The 16,655-nt window shown below is 49.4% G+C and carries 15 protein-coding genes; 2 read left to right on the forward strand and 13 right to left on the reverse strand.

Translation table 11 applies throughout. The features are described from left to right. Nucleotide 1: 1 nt before the first annotated feature. The 10 genes from EQU24_RS10940 to EQU24_RS10985 all read right to left on the reverse strand — a co-directional run bounded on the left by EQU24_RS10940 (nt 2) and on the right by EQU24_RS10985 (nt 8,181). Nucleotides 2-439, reverse strand: a complete 438-nt coding sequence (locus EQU24_RS10940) for a GPW/gp25 family protein (protein WP_017839466.1) — start codon at nt 437-439, stop codon at nt 2-4. Between the two features lies 1 nt (nt 440). Next, nucleotides 441-710, reverse strand: a complete 270-nt coding sequence (locus tag EQU24_RS10945) for a PAAR domain-containing protein (RefSeq protein WP_014148647.1) — start codon at nt 708-710, stop codon at nt 441-443. Nucleotides 711-722: 12 nt separating this feature from the next. Continuing rightward, complete coding sequence (gene vgrG / locus EQU24_RS10950) at nt 723-2,489, reverse strand: type VI secretion system tip protein VgrG (protein WP_017839465.1); 1,767 nt, start codon at nt 2,487-2,489, stop codon at nt 723-725. Further along, complete coding sequence (locus EQU24_RS10955; protein ID WP_017839464.1) at nt 2,486-3,193, reverse strand: CIS tube protein; 708 nt, start codon at nt 3,191-3,193, stop codon at nt 2,486-2,488. Before EQU24_RS10955 ends, vgrG begins: the two co-directional genes overlap by 4 nt. Continuing rightward, nucleotides 3,193-3,381, reverse strand: a complete 189-nt coding sequence (locus EQU24_RS10960) for a DUF5908 family protein (RefSeq protein WP_017839463.1) — start codon at nt 3,379-3,381, stop codon at nt 3,193-3,195. The genes EQU24_RS10955 and EQU24_RS10960 overlap by 1 nt, the downstream gene beginning before the upstream one ends. A gap of 7 nt (nt 3,382-3,388) precedes the next feature. Beyond that, the gene (locus EQU24_RS10965; protein ID WP_014148651.1) at nt 3,389-3,829 is read right to left on the reverse strand and encodes a phage tail protein; all 441 of its coding nucleotides are present in this window, start codon (nt 3,827-3,829) and stop codon (nt 3,389-3,391) included. A 5-nt stretch (nt 3,830-3,834) separates the two neighbouring features. Then, on the reverse strand, nt 3,835-4,272 hold the full coding sequence (locus tag EQU24_RS10970; RefSeq protein WP_014148652.1) for a phage tail protein: 438 nt from the start codon (nt 4,270-4,272) through the stop codon (nt 3,835-3,837). A 259-nt stretch (nt 4,273-4,531) separates the two neighbouring features. Further along, a complete protein-coding gene (locus tag EQU24_RS10975; protein ID WP_017839462.1) occupies nt 4,532-6,514 on the reverse strand; it encodes a phage tail sheath C-terminal domain-containing protein in 1,983 nt (660 codons plus the stop codon). 25 nt (nt 6,515-6,539) lie between these two features. Then, complete coding sequence (locus EQU24_RS10980) at nt 6,540-7,547, reverse strand: hypothetical protein (protein ID WP_017839461.1); 1,008 nt, start codon at nt 7,545-7,547, stop codon at nt 6,540-6,542. Next, a complete protein-coding gene (locus tag EQU24_RS10985) occupies nt 7,540-8,181 on the reverse strand; it encodes a Pvc16 family protein (protein WP_017839460.1) in 642 nt (213 codons plus the stop codon). The genes EQU24_RS10980 and EQU24_RS10985 overlap by 8 nt, the downstream gene beginning before the upstream one ends. Before the next feature lie 629 nt (nt 8,182-8,810). On the opposite strand from EQU24_RS10985, the gene EQU24_RS10990 reads away from it, so the two are divergent. Together EQU24_RS10990 and EQU24_RS10995 are read left to right on the forward strand one after the other, a co-directional pair. Beyond that, nucleotides 8,811-9,365 carry a hypothetical protein gene (locus EQU24_RS10990; protein WP_017839459.1) on the forward strand — a complete coding sequence of 185 codons (555 nt, stop codon included), beginning with the start codon at nt 8,811-8,813 and terminating at the stop codon, nt 9,363-9,365. 111 nt (nt 9,366-9,476) lie between these two features. Beyond that, on the forward strand, nt 9,477-11,174 hold the full coding sequence (locus EQU24_RS10995; protein WP_017839458.1) for an HYR domain-containing protein: 1,698 nt from the start codon (nt 9,477-9,479) through the stop codon (nt 11,172-11,174). Between the two features lie 423 nt (nt 11,175-11,597). Here EQU24_RS10995 and EQU24_RS11005 read toward each other — a convergent pair whose 3' ends face one another. Genes EQU24_RS11005 through EQU24_RS11015 form a run of 3 tightly spaced genes read right to left on the reverse strand, consistent with a single transcriptional unit; the run spans nt 11,598 to nt 16,293 of the window. Beyond that, the gene (locus EQU24_RS11005) at nt 11,598-13,094 is read right to left on the reverse strand and encodes a SpoVR family protein (RefSeq protein WP_017839457.1); all 1,497 of its coding nucleotides are present in this window, start codon (nt 13,092-13,094) and stop codon (nt 11,598-11,600) included. Further along, nucleotides 13,091-14,353 carry a YeaH/YhbH family protein gene (locus EQU24_RS11010; RefSeq protein WP_017839456.1) on the reverse strand — a complete coding sequence of 421 codons (1,263 nt, stop codon included), beginning with the start codon at nt 14,351-14,353 and terminating at the stop codon, nt 13,091-13,093. The genes EQU24_RS11005 and EQU24_RS11010 overlap by 4 nt, the downstream gene beginning before the upstream one ends. Before the next feature lie 17 nt (nt 14,354-14,370). Further along, nucleotides 14,371-16,293, reverse strand: a complete 1,923-nt coding sequence (locus tag EQU24_RS11015; protein WP_017839455.1) for a PrkA family serine protein kinase — start codon at nt 16,291-16,293, stop codon at nt 14,371-14,373. Nucleotides 16,294-16,655: the final 362 nt, after the last annotated feature.

The raw sequence follows: 16,655 nt of genomic DNA on the forward strand, positions 1-16,655 counted from the left end.
TTCAATCGCTATCGGGCAAGAGGTTGACGGCTGCGGTTAGGTTAATATCGGTACCCTCCAATTTGTAATAGGGATAAACGAAATTGAAGCGCGAGTTCGTAGCCTTGACGCGGTAGATCACTTCGATCAATACCACGCCCTCGAGCTCCAGGCTATCGTCGAGCCGAACGCTTTCCAGTTCGATACGCGGCTCATGATATAAAATCGCCGATTCCACTTTGTCCGCCATCAAGGTTTTCATGCGCGTATCTAAATTTTCGAACACCAACTCCTGCAAATTACAGCCGTATCTAGGCAGCATCGTGCGCTCGCCTTGCGCGGTGCTCAGTAGAATCTCAAGGCTCGAAGCGATGTCTGCTTCGGCTTCGAGCATCGTAACGCCGCCGCTTGCCCGGTTGAATGTCGGCGGAAAAGACCAGCCGCGTCCGAGAAAACTCATGTCATCCTCCTATCAATACTGTCGGCATACCGGGCGGCAGGATCGCGCCGCCCGAAGCGCTCGAATCGCCGACACGCGCGGCCGGCATGCCGCCGATCATGACCGTTGCCGAACCCATGATAATCGCATCGACTCCGCACGAATCTCCCAAGCGCGCCGCCGGTAAACCGCCGATCAAAACGGTCGGTTCGCCCGGCGGAATGATCGGCACCGGAGCGCCTTGCGTCGCGGTGCTGACGATCATGTCGGTGATTCTGGCTGCCGGTAACATCGCTTCATCTCCTCAATTGATCTGCACGACGCCGCCTTGGATCGTGGTGCTGGCGCTGCCCTTGACCGTGGTGCTGGCGCCGGAAATTTCGGCCGAACCGGAACCCGAGGCCTTGAATTCGGCTTGCGCACTCAGTTCGGTATTGATGCCTTCGATCTTGACGTCGCCGGCGGCTTGTAATATCAAGTCTTTGACGCTTTCGAGCTTGATGCCGTCGGCATTCATGGTGACTTTATTGCCGTTCTGATCCTCGATCACGACAGCCTGCTCGTCTTCGGACAAATTCAGACGGTTGCCGCTCGGCGTTTCGAGCACGACGACTTTGTTTTCATCGTCGAAGGTCAAGGCCATCTTTTCGCGGCTGACATAGCCTTTCAAATGATTGTCGTCCTTCGCGGGCTCCGGCGCCGGTTTCGCACTGCTGTGACACATGCCCAACACGACCGGATAACGCGGATCGTCGCCGAGAAATCCGACCACGACTTCATCGCCGATCTCGGGCCGAAAAAACGTTCCTCGCCCTTCGCCGGCATCCAGCGTTGCAAGCCTTGCCCAAATGCCTTCATCGGCCGTGTCGACCAGCGGCAGCCGAACCTTTATTCTGTCTTCGCCTTTAGGATCGTTTTCCAATACCGTCACGACGCCCATTTGCAATCCGCAGACCGACGGCAATAATCCTGACGCCGGCAATGGGCGTAAGTTATAGGTTTCGGCAAATAGATCGGGATTTAGGCCCAGTTGGGCATCGGTTTCCCAGTTGCCGCCGGAAACGCAATGCCGCACGCCCGACACATAAAACAGTCCGGCAAAGCGCTCGCCGATGCCGCTGACTTCGATCACGGTCCCCGGCATGACCTCGGCAATGCCTTGAAATTTCGCCCGGCCTCTGATTCTGGCTAGACGTTCCTTCAACAAACGCGCATCGGCCCAGGCTTTCAATTCCGGCTGACTCAATCCGCCGCCATGGCGTATTTCATGCATTTCAGTGCCTAATATCGCCGCCAATGTCTCGGCATCGATATTGCCGGCACTGGCGGATTTCGGTTCGGAAGCTTCGGCTTCGATCAATGCCTGATCGGCCGCATGCCAAGCCGTAGCCTTGATTCCGGGACTTTGCAAACGTGCATCGATTTCGGCATCCAGTTCCAACAGGGTCGAACCGTAACCGACCTTCACGACCGATTCTTCGCCGGTTGCGGGCTTGCCGACGGTAATCGCATCGTCGCCGACATTGACGACGAAACCGTTCGCTTCGGCCCGGCATAGCATAAAATCCCAATCGGTCGATTCGAATTGCACGACCTCTTGTAAATCCGGTTCCGTCGTATCGCTCGTGCCGGTCAAGCCGTAGTCGCCGAATAATGTTTCGATAATGTCGCTGTCTTTTTGTTCGGTAAAGTAGCGGCTGTGTATGCCGGACGTCATTTTGACCGCTTCATGCCGGCAGTCCAGAATCAAGAGGCTTTCGTTTTTTCTGAGCTTGATACTATGCTTGACGATCATGCCTTTAAATACCGTGGCGTTTTGCGAGCGGTAACCGAACTGAATTTCGATCTTTTGACCCGGAATGAACAATCCGGTATTACTGGCGGGAAAGTCGGCTTGCGCCGCTTCGCCGTCTTTTAGTTGAATCGTGGCTGACGGAATCCGGTTCAATTCTTTTTTGACGCTGACCGATAGCACCTGAAATTGTCCCGGAATTTCGGTGCCGTCGATTAATAAAGCCACCGTACAAACATCGGGGGTGGCCGGCGTTGGTATGGCGGATTCGTTTCTCATGATCGAGCCGTTTTGTTGACCGGAGGAAACACGATTTCACGGCCGGGTTCGAGCGACCTGAAGTGATCCAATCGGTTGATTTTTGCGATTTCCAAGTAATAACGCGGATCGCCGTAGATTTTGTAACACATCAACGGCAACGTATCGCCGGCCTTGACTCTGCGGCTGTGGCTCAAGTCGGGCGAACTTTTGTTTTCTTTCGCGGCGCGTTTTTCTTCTTCGATACTGCTTTTGAACTTGACCTTGACCAATGCCCGTATCGGCGTACCGTCCGGTCTGAACAGTTTGTAAGTAATGCCGACTTCGACGACCCGCCCCTTAAAAATCGAATGCTCGCCCCAAACCAGCTTAAAATGCCGCGGTTCGTGAGCATCGCCTTTATAGCCGGTCAACACTTCCTTGAACGCCTTGATGTCGTCGGCGATCGAGTCGCGCGGTTTACCGTCGATGATGCCGGTATTGTCGAATAAAAATTCGAAGGAAATTTCTTCCGGTTCGGTATATTCGTATTTTAATTGTTGACCGCTGGTCCCCTGCCCTTGCCCGGATTCGGAAAACTTGAGCTTATAGTCGAGCGTATAGCTCTCCGGATTGATCAAGGCCTCGAAGCTTTCGTCGGCTTCGAGCAAGCCGCCGCTTTCGGCTTTTTCCGAATCGGAGAAAGCCAGTATCAACATCTTTTCCAGTTTCCCGTTCTCGGCCATCAGCGCTCCGTTTTATTTTGCAGAATCTGTAAAACTTGTTCGACGCACTCGGCAATCAAGGCATCTTGGTCGATCGGATTTCCCGCCGCGCCCCCTCTGCCGGCATTGCCCGGTTCTTGCCGAAGGTTCCCCTCTTCGGGCGGGTTGACCGTGACTTTGATATGCAGTTCTTTGATTTCAATCGGCATGGCGGACTCAGGTTTGCACTGTGAAATAACGGTAGGTCAATTCGATCGTTTCGATGACGACCGCGCTTTCGTTGGCGTTGAAATCGCCGATCTGCCATTTTTTCGGTATCGCCTGAGCGACTTTCCAAGTTCGCAAGGGTTCGCTTTTTTCATTCATTAAAATTACATTGACCGACGCGGGCTTGAACACACGGTCGCGAAAGGCATCGAGCAACCAATCGATCACGTCGGAATCGGTCAACATACCGCGTTTCAAGACCATGTCGGCATACTTGGTTCGGACCGGCAATTTATGTTCGAAACGGTTTTCGCCGCCTTCCTTGAAACTTTCATAATCGTATTCCACGGTGAGACCCGAGACCGACTGAAACCGGACGTCATTGCTCACTTGGCTGATGCCGAACTCCACTTTGTAATAAAAGCCGAGCGGCGGATAGTAATCGGCCATCGGCGTTATACTTTCATTAGTTTGAGTCCTTCGTGCGCGACCTCGATGGTTTCGATCGCGACTTCATTGGCGTCGGACTTTAAATCGGGCGCGGTGACCTTGACCGGAAAACAACGTGTCGCCGACCAAGCCGCGACCGGTTCGTGTTTTTCGTTCAATAAACGAATCACGACATCGCGGCGGCCTTCGACTCGTTCGTTGGCGATTTCGTCGAGCCAATCGTTATAATCGAAGTCGCCTTCGAATTTGCCGCGTTTCATCGTGATATTGCTGAGTTTGATCAATCCGGGCATGCTGATCTTGCTGAAATCCTTGCTGTCGCTGTGCCGGTACTCGACCTTTTCACGCTCCATCACAAGACCCGTGACTTCGGTAAAACTCAATTTTGCACCGCCCCAATCCACTTGAAAGTGAAAACGCGGTAATGGATAGACTTGCGCCATGATGATTCCCTCTTGTTTGCTAAGGATTTGGTCATAAATAACTTCCCTATTTTGTTGCTCGATTGACAGGTGTCGGCGGCAGGGCAGATTTTTGCTCCTCGGCAACTGCCCCTGCGTTGCCCTAATATGTGAAGCGAGTCACCGAAACCTCTGCAACCTGAAAAGAGCAGTTGGCATGTGTTGTAGACCGTTCGTGCTGAGCCAAGTCGAAGCATGAAGGGTCTACAACAATTTCACCGGCTTGGTGAAGCCGCAAAAATCAGGATTCGGGCATTTTGTGCGAGAATCTGAGAATGATGAATTCGGCCGGTCTAACCGCCGCCATGCCGATTTCGATAATCATCCGGCCCTCCAATATATCGAGCGGCGTCATCGTTTTACCCAAGCCCACCGCGACATAAAAGGCATGCTCCGGCTTGATGCCTTGCAACGCGCCTTGCCGCCATAACACGGTCAAGAAGTTTTCGATCATCGCCTGTACCTTGACCCAGGTATTCGCATCGTTCGGTTCGAAAACGAATTGTTCGGTCGCCTTTTTGGTGCTTTCCTCGACCATATTGAAAAAACGCCTGACATTGACATAACGCCATTCGTTGTCGTTGCCGGCTAGAGTACGGGCACCCCAAACTAGTGTACCTTTGCCTAGGAATGCGCGAATAATATTGATCGATTTTCCGCCATTTGGATCGACATTGAATTCGCCTTGTTGCTCGTGAGAAATGGTTACAGCCGGCGCGATGACGGCGTTCAAACTAACATTAGCCGGCGCTTTCCAAACCCCGCGATCTCGATCGACAGCAGCATAAACGCCGGCTATTGCACCGGATGGCGGCAATAAATTGAGCGCTTCTGCTGCTTTCGTGACTAAGGTTTTATAAAGCCCGAAACCGGCAATCAAGTTTTCGTTCAGAGCTTTTTCATAACTGTGTTGAGTGGTTTCCAAAAAATTAAAAAACGTAATCGCTTCGTTTACGGCAGCCAAAATAGGACTGATAGCAACATCGGCTCGTTGCTTAACTGTAGTTAAACCGCTGTAGCTACCAGAAACATTTACCAATGGGGTTGCCAATAAAGTGTCCCCATCGGTATACCCCATAAGCTCCGCGGCATCATCAAGATCATTATTCGCCGTCAATAACGGTATTGCGGCATCTCCGGTTAAAGCAGCCAGAAAGAAATGATGATCGGCAACCGTTCGAAATGCCGATTTAATCTGCCCGCTTTCGATATATTTTTCGATTTCGGTTCGTAATTTAAATCTGTCGGAACCCGGTGGCGCTGCTTCATAACGTTTTTGGATTTCAACGATGATTTCCACGATATAGTCCGTAATATCTTGAATAGCCGATTTGATTTGGCTATCGCTTACCGCAGCATTGTAGTCGTCCTGTAATTCCTTAGCGCGATCTTCAAGCGTAATGTCCGCGCCGCCGCTCAATACGTCTTTAATCGATTTGGCTTCATTGACAAAGCTTTCTACCAACAGCAAATCCGCAATGACCGCTTGTGTTGGTTGATCATCAGTTAGATTGGCAAGTTTAATCGTCGTATTAACGCCGTCACGCAGTAGCGTAATATTTCTTCGCATCAAAGAACGGGGTAAATTGGCTTTGATCCACGGTCCATAAGCAGCGCCATATTTGAGAAAATTGATGCCGATATTATTTCGGAAGGTGGCGACCGATGTATTGAACTCAGTATTTGTGACGCTTTTGGTGAGATCGCAAATGACGAATCGATCTTGTAACTTATTCGCTTGCGTTAAGGCCTGTTTCTGAAATTCAAATGGACCATTGTCGTCCGAAACACCGTCGGGGGCTAGAATCAGTGTCGGTTCGTCTTCTTGTTCAAGCCATTTCAGAGCACCTTCTAAATCGGCGGAGGACACGCTATCCGGAAACGCTCCAACCGATACGATAAAACACTTGCCGCCGCCATTCGCGTAAAACAACCTCAAACTGTCGTATAAATAAAGCTTGGCGGAGGCTTCCGATCGCACGAGTTGATTATTGGTGTCCAAATACAGTGTAACGTCCTGAGAAGGAGAGCCACCAAAATACAATTCATATTCGGCTATGGACTCGATTCGTAACGGCTTATTAGTTAAGCTCTCACCATTTCTAACCGCCTTCTCGGTGTAACCGATAAACGCGGGAATCGCGGTTTCGACCGGTGCAATGGACGGAGGGAATTTCGGAATTTCCTCGATATAAACGCCAGGAGTTTTATACGCTGTAGCCATGATAATTACCGATTCATATTAAAGATTACTCATAAATCTCCGAAACGAGTTTAATCACTCTATCGCCGCTTAAAACCGGCTTGACTGAGTTTTCGGAGGGTTTGCGGCGATTTCCGGCATTGCCGAAATAAGTTGAGGGCAACGGCTCGGCGGTTTCGAATTCCAAGGAACCGTTGTTTTGGTTTAAATAATGCCAAAATGTCGAGCGATTTTTCAGTCGCACATGAAACGAAGGCGGGGGTTGCTTTGCCCTGCCCTGACTATCGATCAAACTGAATCGGCTATCGCCCGGTCTTTCGGCATGCAAGCGAATCAGCGCAAATACATCCTTCGGCAGATTCGAATCCAAGGCAATACCGCGAAAAACCGCGCCCTCCATCTCCGGCACTGCCATTACCGGAACATCGCCTTGATGCACATAAACCGGCCAAAGCCCGGCTTGATCGGTAATCGTATGAAGCAGATCGCCCGGCTGATCTGCGATAAGCTGTGTCAGTGCATTGCCCGATAAGCCTATCGCTTCGACGGGATCGTCATTAGCAATCGCCGGAAATTCCTTGGATAAAAAAAGGACTTCATCGTCGCCGGCGCCTCTAGAAGCACCGGTCAAATTCGATAAGACCGGTACGTTTTCCTTGTACAAATAACGTTTGCCTAGTTCGGCATCGAAAAAATCGATGATGCGTTGCCGTCTCAGCGTCAACGCGGTGTAATTAATGAATGCCGGGTTGCGCACGATAACCGCAAACTCGAAAAGCGCATCGCTAGCAATAACAGCCTCTTCCGGAACCGCCGCGATCACGCCTAAAGTGCTATTGATCAAAATAGCCCGATAGGCTTTCAGTTGCTTCTCTGTCTTTGGGGTCGGACGAATCTCAAGAAAGGTGCGGACATCATATGACGATAAGCGCTGTTGTATTTTCAGCGGGTCGGCGATCGAATCGAATACGGTCGCACCATCGTCCAGCCAATAGTGATGCAGCACCTTCACTTCAAAGAGGCGCCGATATTTAACGCGAATTTGCTCACTCATTGGCGACCGCCAATCCGGATTTATGCCGGAAATCGTGAACGACTTCAGTAATGACGCCCCTCTCGCTTTTGACCGCCCGGAATTTCAAATCCAACATACGCAGTACGTAGATCGCGAACGGGTATTGTTTACCGCCCAAGGTTCCCCAGAGGTGATTGACTTCCTCCATCGTCGGAGAATACAGATCGAAAATCAGTTTGAACGACTCGAGTTGATCGAGCGGATTGGCGGGCGCATTATTCGAAATTGACGCGGGGTCGACCGTATCCTGCGTGAAAACGTTTTGCGCCTGAAAAAAGCGTATCGCTCGCGACAGCATCAATAAGGCATTGGTGTAATTACTGTGCGAGGCGACGAGCAGTAATTGAAAATTGAGAAAGGTCGGCGGGTTTTCATAGACGGTGCGAAGCGTAACGTCGTTGCGGGTGAAGTGCGGCACGTTCTTTAAAGTTTTTTCTTCCTTGATGTTGACCACCGATAAATAAAGTACATCACGCGGATTGGCGCCCGCCCCGTTTCCAAAGCCGTCGGCCAAGTTCCCCAAGCGACAGACATTCATGACGTCCGCCCCGTAATGACCAGTCAAATGTCGATTGAGTTCGTTCAGGACTATCGTCAGAGCATGTGCGATCATGCGGCGCTTCCTATTACCGAATTTATTCATTGAACAGCTTTTTCATGAATAAACGGCAAAAACGATGCCATGTTTGACGAATCGATTAAAAACTCAAATTCTTGATAAATATAAGAAAATATTAGATTGAATTCGTCACATTTTGCTCTCTGTAACAACAGCCTGTTACAGAGAGCGAAGGAAGGCTTATCAATCGAATAGAATATGCTTTATTAACAGAGACTTGAAATCTGTAACATTAAGGTGTTACAGACTGTGACAGTTGTATTCGAAATAGGACTTAGTAACTCAGTCTCGAGCATTTCGAACAAGGCCTAAGCAAATCCAAACGTTTGGAGAGGTTTGAACAACCCGCCCCATGAGTTGATTTTCAATAAAAAAATTTGTCCTGTTATCGTACCTTTGGACAATTGACAGAATCTTTATTTAATATCTAAGATCTCGTGAAGGATTTGGCCTGGGCGTTTACTAAGATTTAAATTTATAACAATAACTTCGATTGAAATAAACCGCCTTGAGGATGGTAAAGATTGTTAACAACCTACGATTATTTATAAACACTTACACCCCATTTCAGGCCATTTCAGGGACGAAGTAAACTTTTTGGTCTTTTTTGAGAGGCGTAAACTATGAACCGAATAACCCAGCTTAAAGTTTCCTCCCGATTCGCAGCGCTTAATTTAGGCTTGCTGTTAGCGATTGCTCACTTTCCACAAACGGCCGACGCGGCCGATCCCGACATAATCTTGTTAGAAAAGCCAGGCGATGCTCCCTACAGCCACAAATCGATTACGATTCGTCCCACAGGCGATGCAGCCCAACTGCTCGTAATTCAAGACAGCGAAACGACCGTATGTCCGATTCCCTATGAGAGTTACAGCGCGATTCTGGACTTTCTAGTGAAATATGAAGCCGATCAATTGGAAGACCAACTGGCGGGCCCCAATTTCCCAGTAGCACCAGGCGGATCAAGGTTTACGCTAAGCGTCATTGGTAACTCTGAAAAATATCAATGGATCGCCGACGATGTCGATAACCCCAGGGCTAATAGGGCCTATAAGGATATCGTCAACCACATCATGTCCAGCACCGAAAGATTGCTCAATGACGATAGCATCGAGTGCATCAAAAGGGGCGACGATGACAACGGCAACGATGATCAAGACGAAGAAACAATCCGATAACCGACATTCACACTCGGAGAGAACAGTCATGTTCGCCTGTTGACCGCTAGGCGGTCAAACCGAGTTTTGCAGCATGTCGATCCCTATTCAGAAGGCTGGGAGTAACCAATCATGTTTAAACCAAAATCGAAACTTTGCTACCCGATTCTGCTGATCCTAGGCCTAGCGCCAATGGCAGGTTATGCAGTAAATACCACAATTGTAGGAACCGTCGGTGACCTAAACAATTCCGGCAGCGATGCCGACGAGCGAGCCCTCGTTGAATCCGCCGCAGCCTGCTGGGATGCCCGCATCACGACCAATCGCAATTTTAGACTTGAAGTCAGCGGCAGCTCATTAACAGGTGGCACACTTGGTACCGGTTTTACGTCGGCCGTTAACGCCTCCAATATCCCCACTGAAGGCATCACGACGTTCGATAATGACGGCAGTACCGTCTGGTATGTCGCACCGGCACCAGACGGCGCGGCATCACCAACCGACACTTACGATTTCGATCCGATCGCCGGCTCACAATGGCAATTTGAAAACGGCCCGAACCGCGCGGATTTGTATTCGACTCTGTTACACGAATTCGGTCATGCGCACGGCTGGCTGTGTGGAGAGCCTTGCGGCTTCACGAATCCGAACTATGACGCGATGAAAAATCCTTCGCCGGGAAATTTCGTCAGCAATTCGGCCTGCACTTCGCCTTTTCCGGTGGCTGGTCAAGCGCCAAACCCTGGCTGCGTGCATCTACAATCCGGCGCTTATGACGTATCGCTTCGCGGCGACGGTTTGGGCGGCTCGGGTTCCAGCGTCGTCAACGAGCTGAGTCATCCCGGAGTCGGTGGTGACTTGATGTTGGGATTCAGCGGCGGAAACGGTGTTCGGCGCACGATTTCGCAAGACAATCTGCGTATGTTCACAGAGGCTTATGGCGATACGGTCAATTTACCGCCGACCTTGAACCCCCAAAACATCACCGAGGAATGCAGTGTTACCGGTGGAGCGAATATCATCTTGGATGCGAATGCCCAGGATCCGGAAAACAACCCTTTGACCTACAACTGGCGCTGTCCCGCCGATGTTGCCTTGAACGACGACTCAGCGGCTAACCCCGAAGGCTTCTTTCCGCTTGGAACCAAAAGATGCCGGGTCGATGTGAACGATAATGTCGCGGCTTGTCTGCCCAATGCAGCCGAATTCACGGTAAGAGTTCAAGACACCACCAAACCCAATCTGACCTGTCCGACTGCGGTCACGCTCGAATGTAGCGCTCCGGGCGGCAACAATGCGACCGACTCCGAAATAGCGGCATTTTTGGCCGGCGCCAGCGTCAACGATATTTGTGATGCCAACCCATCGCTTAATAACGATGCACCCGACTTCTTCGATTTAGGCGTCACACCGGTCAAGTTCAGTAGCTCCGATAAATCCGGCAATACTGCCAGTTGTTCGTCGAACGTCACGATCCAAGACACGACTCCGCCGGAAATTGAAAGCCTAACCGCGACACCCGCTAGCCTTTGGCCTCCCAACCACAAGATGGTGAATGTAATGGTCGATGTATCGGTTTCCGACGTCTGCGATCCTAGCGCCTCGTGCAAAATCACCTCGGTGAGCAGCAACGAACCAGTCAACGGCCTCGGCGACGGTAACACCAGTCCGGATTGGAACATTACGGGTGACCTGACAGTTGAGTTAAGAGCCGAACGCTCAGGAAAGGGTTCAGGGCGAGTTTATACAATCACGGTCGAATGCTCTGATGCTTCGAACAACACATCTCAAAAAACCGTTGATGTAAAAGTCGCGCATGATCAAAGATAGGCTATTCGGCTTAATTCTTCACTTCATGCACTTTTAAACAGCAAACAGATCTGTTCTGCCGTTTAACTAACCCTAAAGCAGGACTAAAGCAAATCAAAACGTTTGGGGCAGCAATTCCCAATTTGGGGATCAAAAAGGGTGTGGGGTATGCTTGGCGAGGATGTCGGCAGCAGGGCAGATTTTTGCTCCTGCAAAATCTGCATTCACGCCATCCTTGGCGTTCGAGCTGCCGCCAAGCCCCCATGGATGGGTTTACGGCGCTCATCGACAGGCATACCCCGCACCCTAAAATCGGCGAAACTGCTCAAACTGGGGATTGCTGCGTTTGGGGCTGTTGAACAACTCGCCCCGCGAAGTGTGAGCTTTTCAGAAGTAATGTAAATATCTTTATTTTCGCTAGGCTTGAGTATTCGATTACGACGATTAAAGTTTGCATTCCATTATCGTTTGCAGCGTTCCGTCTTCAGCCACTGTTTCAAGCCGAACATCGAAGCCCCAGAGTCTTGCGACATGCTTTAAGACATGTTCGGCACTTTGAGCTAAGAACCTTCTGTGATATTGGGTATGGCGTAGCGTCAGCGAACGGTCGCCTTTACGGTCAACGTGATAAACCTGAATGTTCGGTTCGTTACTGCCCAAATTGTACTGTTCCGACAAGGCTTGCCGGATATGCCGATAACCGTCTTCGTCATGAATCGAGGTCACGGCGATTTCCCGCTCATTGGAATCATCCAAGATGGAAAATAGTTTGAGGTCGCGAATGACTTTAGGGGATAAAAACTGGCTGATAAAGCTTTCGTCCTTGAAATTGTGCATCGCAAAATGCAAGGTCTTGTTCCAATCGCTGCCGGCTATTTCCGGAAACCAACGTTCGTCCTCGGGCGTCGGTTTTTCACATATTCTGCGGATGTCGCTCATCATCGAGAAACCCAAGGCATAGGGGTTTATACCCGAATAATAAGGGCTATCGAAGGCCGGTTGGTAAACGACATTGGTATGCGATTGGAGAAATTCGATCATGAACCCATCGGTCACCAGGCCTTCCTGATACATTTGATGCAAGATCGTGTAATGCCAGAAAGTCGCCCAGCCTTCGTTCATCACCTGAGTTTGGCGTTGCGGATAAAAATATTGGGCTATCTTGCGCACGATGCGAATGATTTCGCGTTGCCAGGGCTCCAGGAAAGGCGCATTTTTTTCAATGAAATAGAGAATATTTTCTTGAGGTTCCTCGGGAAAGCGGACGGCTTCGTCAGCGGCGCTATAGACCGGTTCTTTGGTCGGTATGGTGCGCCATAACTCGTTGACTTGGGATTGCAGATAGGCTTCGCGATCACGCTGCCGGGCCTGCTCTTCTTGTAGAGACAATCTGGAGGGGCGTTTGTAACGGTCCACGCCAAAGTTTCTCAAGGCGTGGCAAGAGTCGAGAATGGCTTCGACCTGCTCTTCGCCGTAGCGCTCTTCGCACTCGGCTATATAATTTTTGGCAAACAGCAGATAGTCGATAATAGAATCGGCGCTGGTCCAGGTCGTGAATAAGTAATTATTTTTGAAAAACGAATTGTGGCCGTAAGCGGCATGCGCGATAACCAGGGCCTGCATCGTCATGCTATTTTCTTCCATTAAATAGGCGATACAGGGGTTCGAATTGATCACAATTTCATAAGCCAGGCCCATTTGGCCTTTTTGATAGCGTTTTTCGTTCTTGACGAATTCCTTGCCGAATGACCAATGGCTATAGCCGATGGGCATGCCGACCGAGGCATAGGCGTCCATCATTTGTTCGGCCGTGATGATTTCCAGTTGTACCGGATAGGTATCCAATCCGAAATCACTTGCGATACGGGCGATTTCCGTATGGTATTTTTCAATCAGCTCGAAGGTCCACTCCGATGTTTCCGATAGGGTTTTTCTACTCATGCTTTTGACTTCTCGAAAAGTTTACGAAATACCGGATAGATATCGGCCACTGTGGCAATTCGTTGCATCGCAAAATTGCTCCAGGTGTCTTTCAGAGTCGAATATTCGTGCCAAAGGTTTTGATGTCTGTCCTCGGTGATTTCGATATAAGCGTAATACTGCATATAGGGCATGATCTGTTCGGACAGTATCTTTTTGCAGTCTATCGAATCGTTATCCCAGTTGTCGCCGTCGGAGGCCTGCGCGGCATAAATATTCCATTCCGAGATCGGAAAACGTTCCTCGATGATCTTTTTCATCAAGATGAGTGCGCTCGATACGACCGTACCGCCGGTTTCCCGGGAATAGAAAAAGGTTTCTTCATCGACTTCATTGGCTTCGGTATGATGAGAGATAAATACGACCTGGGTTTTTTCATAGGTGCGCGTCAGAAAAAGATACAGCAGCATGAAGAAGCGTTTTGCCATATCTTTTTCTTCGGGCCCCATCGAACCCGAAACATCCATGATGCAAAACATCACCGCTTGGGTCGTCGGTTTAGGCATGTCTATGCGGTTGTCGTAGCGTAAATCGAAGGTATCGATGAACGGAATGCGCTCGATTTTTTCCTTGAGCCGTTTGATTTCTTCACGCAACTCGATAACCACGGCATCGGTTTCGCTGTAACGTTTGAGCAAGTCTTCCAGTTGTGCTTCGGCCTCCTCAATCCTATTACGATAGGGCGCGCGCAAGGCGATGCGCCGTCCCATCGCGCTGCGCAATGAACGAATGACATTGATATTGGTAGGTATACCGTCGCTGGTATGGCCGGCGCGCACTTTTTTGGTTTCCTGGAGCGTCGCCAGACGGGTTTTGACTAGGTTGGGCAACTCGAGATCTTCAAAAAAGAAGTGCAAAAATTCCTCACGAGTTAATTCGAAGACGAATTCATCCATTCCTTCGCCGGAGTCGGAGGCCTGTTTGCCTCGCCCGCCTCCGGCGCTTTCGGGCCGTTTTATTTTATCGCCTTGCCGAAACTCCTTGTTTCCCGGATGAATGATCTCCCGATAACCGTCGTTACCATGGTGAAAAAAAGGCTCCGAGATATCTTTTGCAGGAATGGAAACTTTTTCGCCTTTATCCAAATCCGTCACGCTCCGCTCGTTTACCGCGTCGGTCACGGCCTTTTTAATCTGGCTGCGAAAACGGCGAATAAATTTCTGCCGGTTGACGGCGCTCTTATTCTTTCCGTTCAGACGTCTATCTACAATTTGAGCCACACATTTCTCCTCAAGCGTTAAGACGATTTACGCACCCTCAAATACCATTCGCTAAGTAAGCGCACTTGTTTTTCGGTATAGCCTTTTTCAATCATCCGATCGATAAACTGTTCATGTTTCTTCTGATCTTCGGGCGAAGCCTTGGCGTTGAAAGAAATCACCGGCAATAAGTCTTCTGTCGTTGAAAACATTTTCTTTTCGATCACTGTGCGAAGTTTCTCGTAACTGGTCCAGGCCGGATATTTTCCGCCGTTTTTGGCGCGAGCCCGTAACACAAAGTTGACGATTTCGTTACGGAAATCCTTCGGATTACTAATACCGGCCGGTTTCTCGATTTTTTCAAGTTCATCGTTCAAGGAGCTCCGGTCGAACATCTCTCCGGTATCCGGGTCGCGGTAATTGGTATCCTGTATCCAATAATCGGCATAGGTCACGTAGCGATCGAAGATATTTTGTCCGTATTCCGAATAGGATTGCAGATAGGCGGTTTGAATCTCCTTGCCAATGAAATCGATGTATTTTTGCGTTAGATAACCCTTGAGGTAAGACAAATACCTCTCCTCGACTTCGGCCGGAAATTGTTCGCGTTCGATTTGCTGTTCGAGGACATACAAAAGATGAACCGGATTGGCCGCGACTTCGGTGTTGTCGAAGTTGAATACCTTAGACAGAATCTTAAAAGCGAACCGAGTGGAGAGACCGGTCATGCCTTCATCGACGCCGGCGAAATCGCGGTATTCTTGATAAGACTTGGCATGCGGATCGGTATCTTTCAGATTCTCGCCGTTATACACCCGCATCTTGGAAAAAATATTGGAGTTTTCCGGCTCTTTCAAGCGGGATAACACCGCAAATTGCGCCATCATTTCTAAGGTGCCGGGCGCGCATGGCGCGTCGTGCAATGAGCTGTTTTCCAGCAGTTTGTCGTAGATTTTGATTTCTTCCGAAACGCGCAGGCAATAAGGTACCTTGACGATATAAATCCGGTCGAGAAACGCTTCATTGTTTTTGTTGTTCCTGAAAGCCTGCCACTCCGATTCGTTCGAGTGGGCCAGAATGATGCCCTGGAACGGTATCGCCGGAAAACCTTCCGTGCCTTTGTAATTGCCTTCCTGCGTCGCAGTCAGCAGCGGATGTAGTACCTTGATCGGCGCCTTGAACATTTCCACGAATTCCAGCAAGCCTTGGTTGGCCCGGCACAAGCCGCCCGAATAGCTGTAGGCATCGGGATCGTCTTGAGAATACAGTTCCAGTTTACGGATATCGACTTTACCGACTAGCGATGAAATATCCTGATTGTTTTCATCGCCCGGCTCGGTTTTGGCAACGGCAACCTGTTTAAGAATAGAAGGACGAATCCGAACGACTCTGAACTGACGTATATCGCCGTTGAACTCATGCAGCCGTTTCGTCGCCCAAGGCGACATGATGGTATTGAGGTAACGGCCGGGGATGCCGTAGTCTTTTTCAAGAATATCGCTGTCTTCATCGGCATTGAAAAGCCCCAATGGCGATTCGAATACCGGCGAACCTTTAATCGCATAAAACGGCGCTTTTTCCATCAATACTTTAAGCCGTTCGGCCAGCGAAGATTTACCGCCGCCGACCGGACCCAGCAAATAAAGAATCTGTTTCTTTTCTTCCAGACCCTGGGCCGCATGACGGAAAAATGCGACTATTTGCTCGATGACTTCTTCCATTCCGTAAAATTCGCGGAAAGCAGGATAAATTTTTATGACCTTATTGGAAAATATTCGGCTAAGTCTGGGATCGTTATGCGTATCCAATAATTCCGGCTCCCCTATAGCCGCTAGCATGCGCTCGGCCGGGCTGGCATAAGTCAGCGGATCTTTTTTGCAAAGCTCCAAGTATTCCGGAAGAGTCAATTCTTCGTCCTTTAATTCCTCGTATTTTGCTGTATAACGCTCAAATATACTCATCACAACCCCACAATGATTGATTACTTCATTTATTTGTCATTAGACCATGGATGCGCTCATTGTCTCCAAAGTCACACAAAACATTAGAATATGAACTTATGTTTTTAAGTGTCTTTAGGTTTAAACAGTATTTTTTACTATAAGTTTCGTTTGCTATGCCGTTGTCGCCTCATTATGCCAAACGTTTCTCGTATTACTATAGCAATTCAATTGCCGGCTTCTGCTAAGTGAAATCGGAGGATTTTTTCTTAGACAAGTTCTACGATAGGGAGTTACAGGTGAAGTTAATAAAAACTATGTATGCGGTAATAGTTGAAACACCCACCACTACCGGAAGCACTTAAAAGTTCAATGTGGATTGT

Origin of the sequence: Methylotuvimicrobium buryatense (genome assembly GCF_005931095.1) — a bacterium.
Lineage (GTDB): Bacteria > Pseudomonadota > Gammaproteobacteria > Methylococcales > Methylomonadaceae > Methylotuvimicrobium > Methylotuvimicrobium buryatense.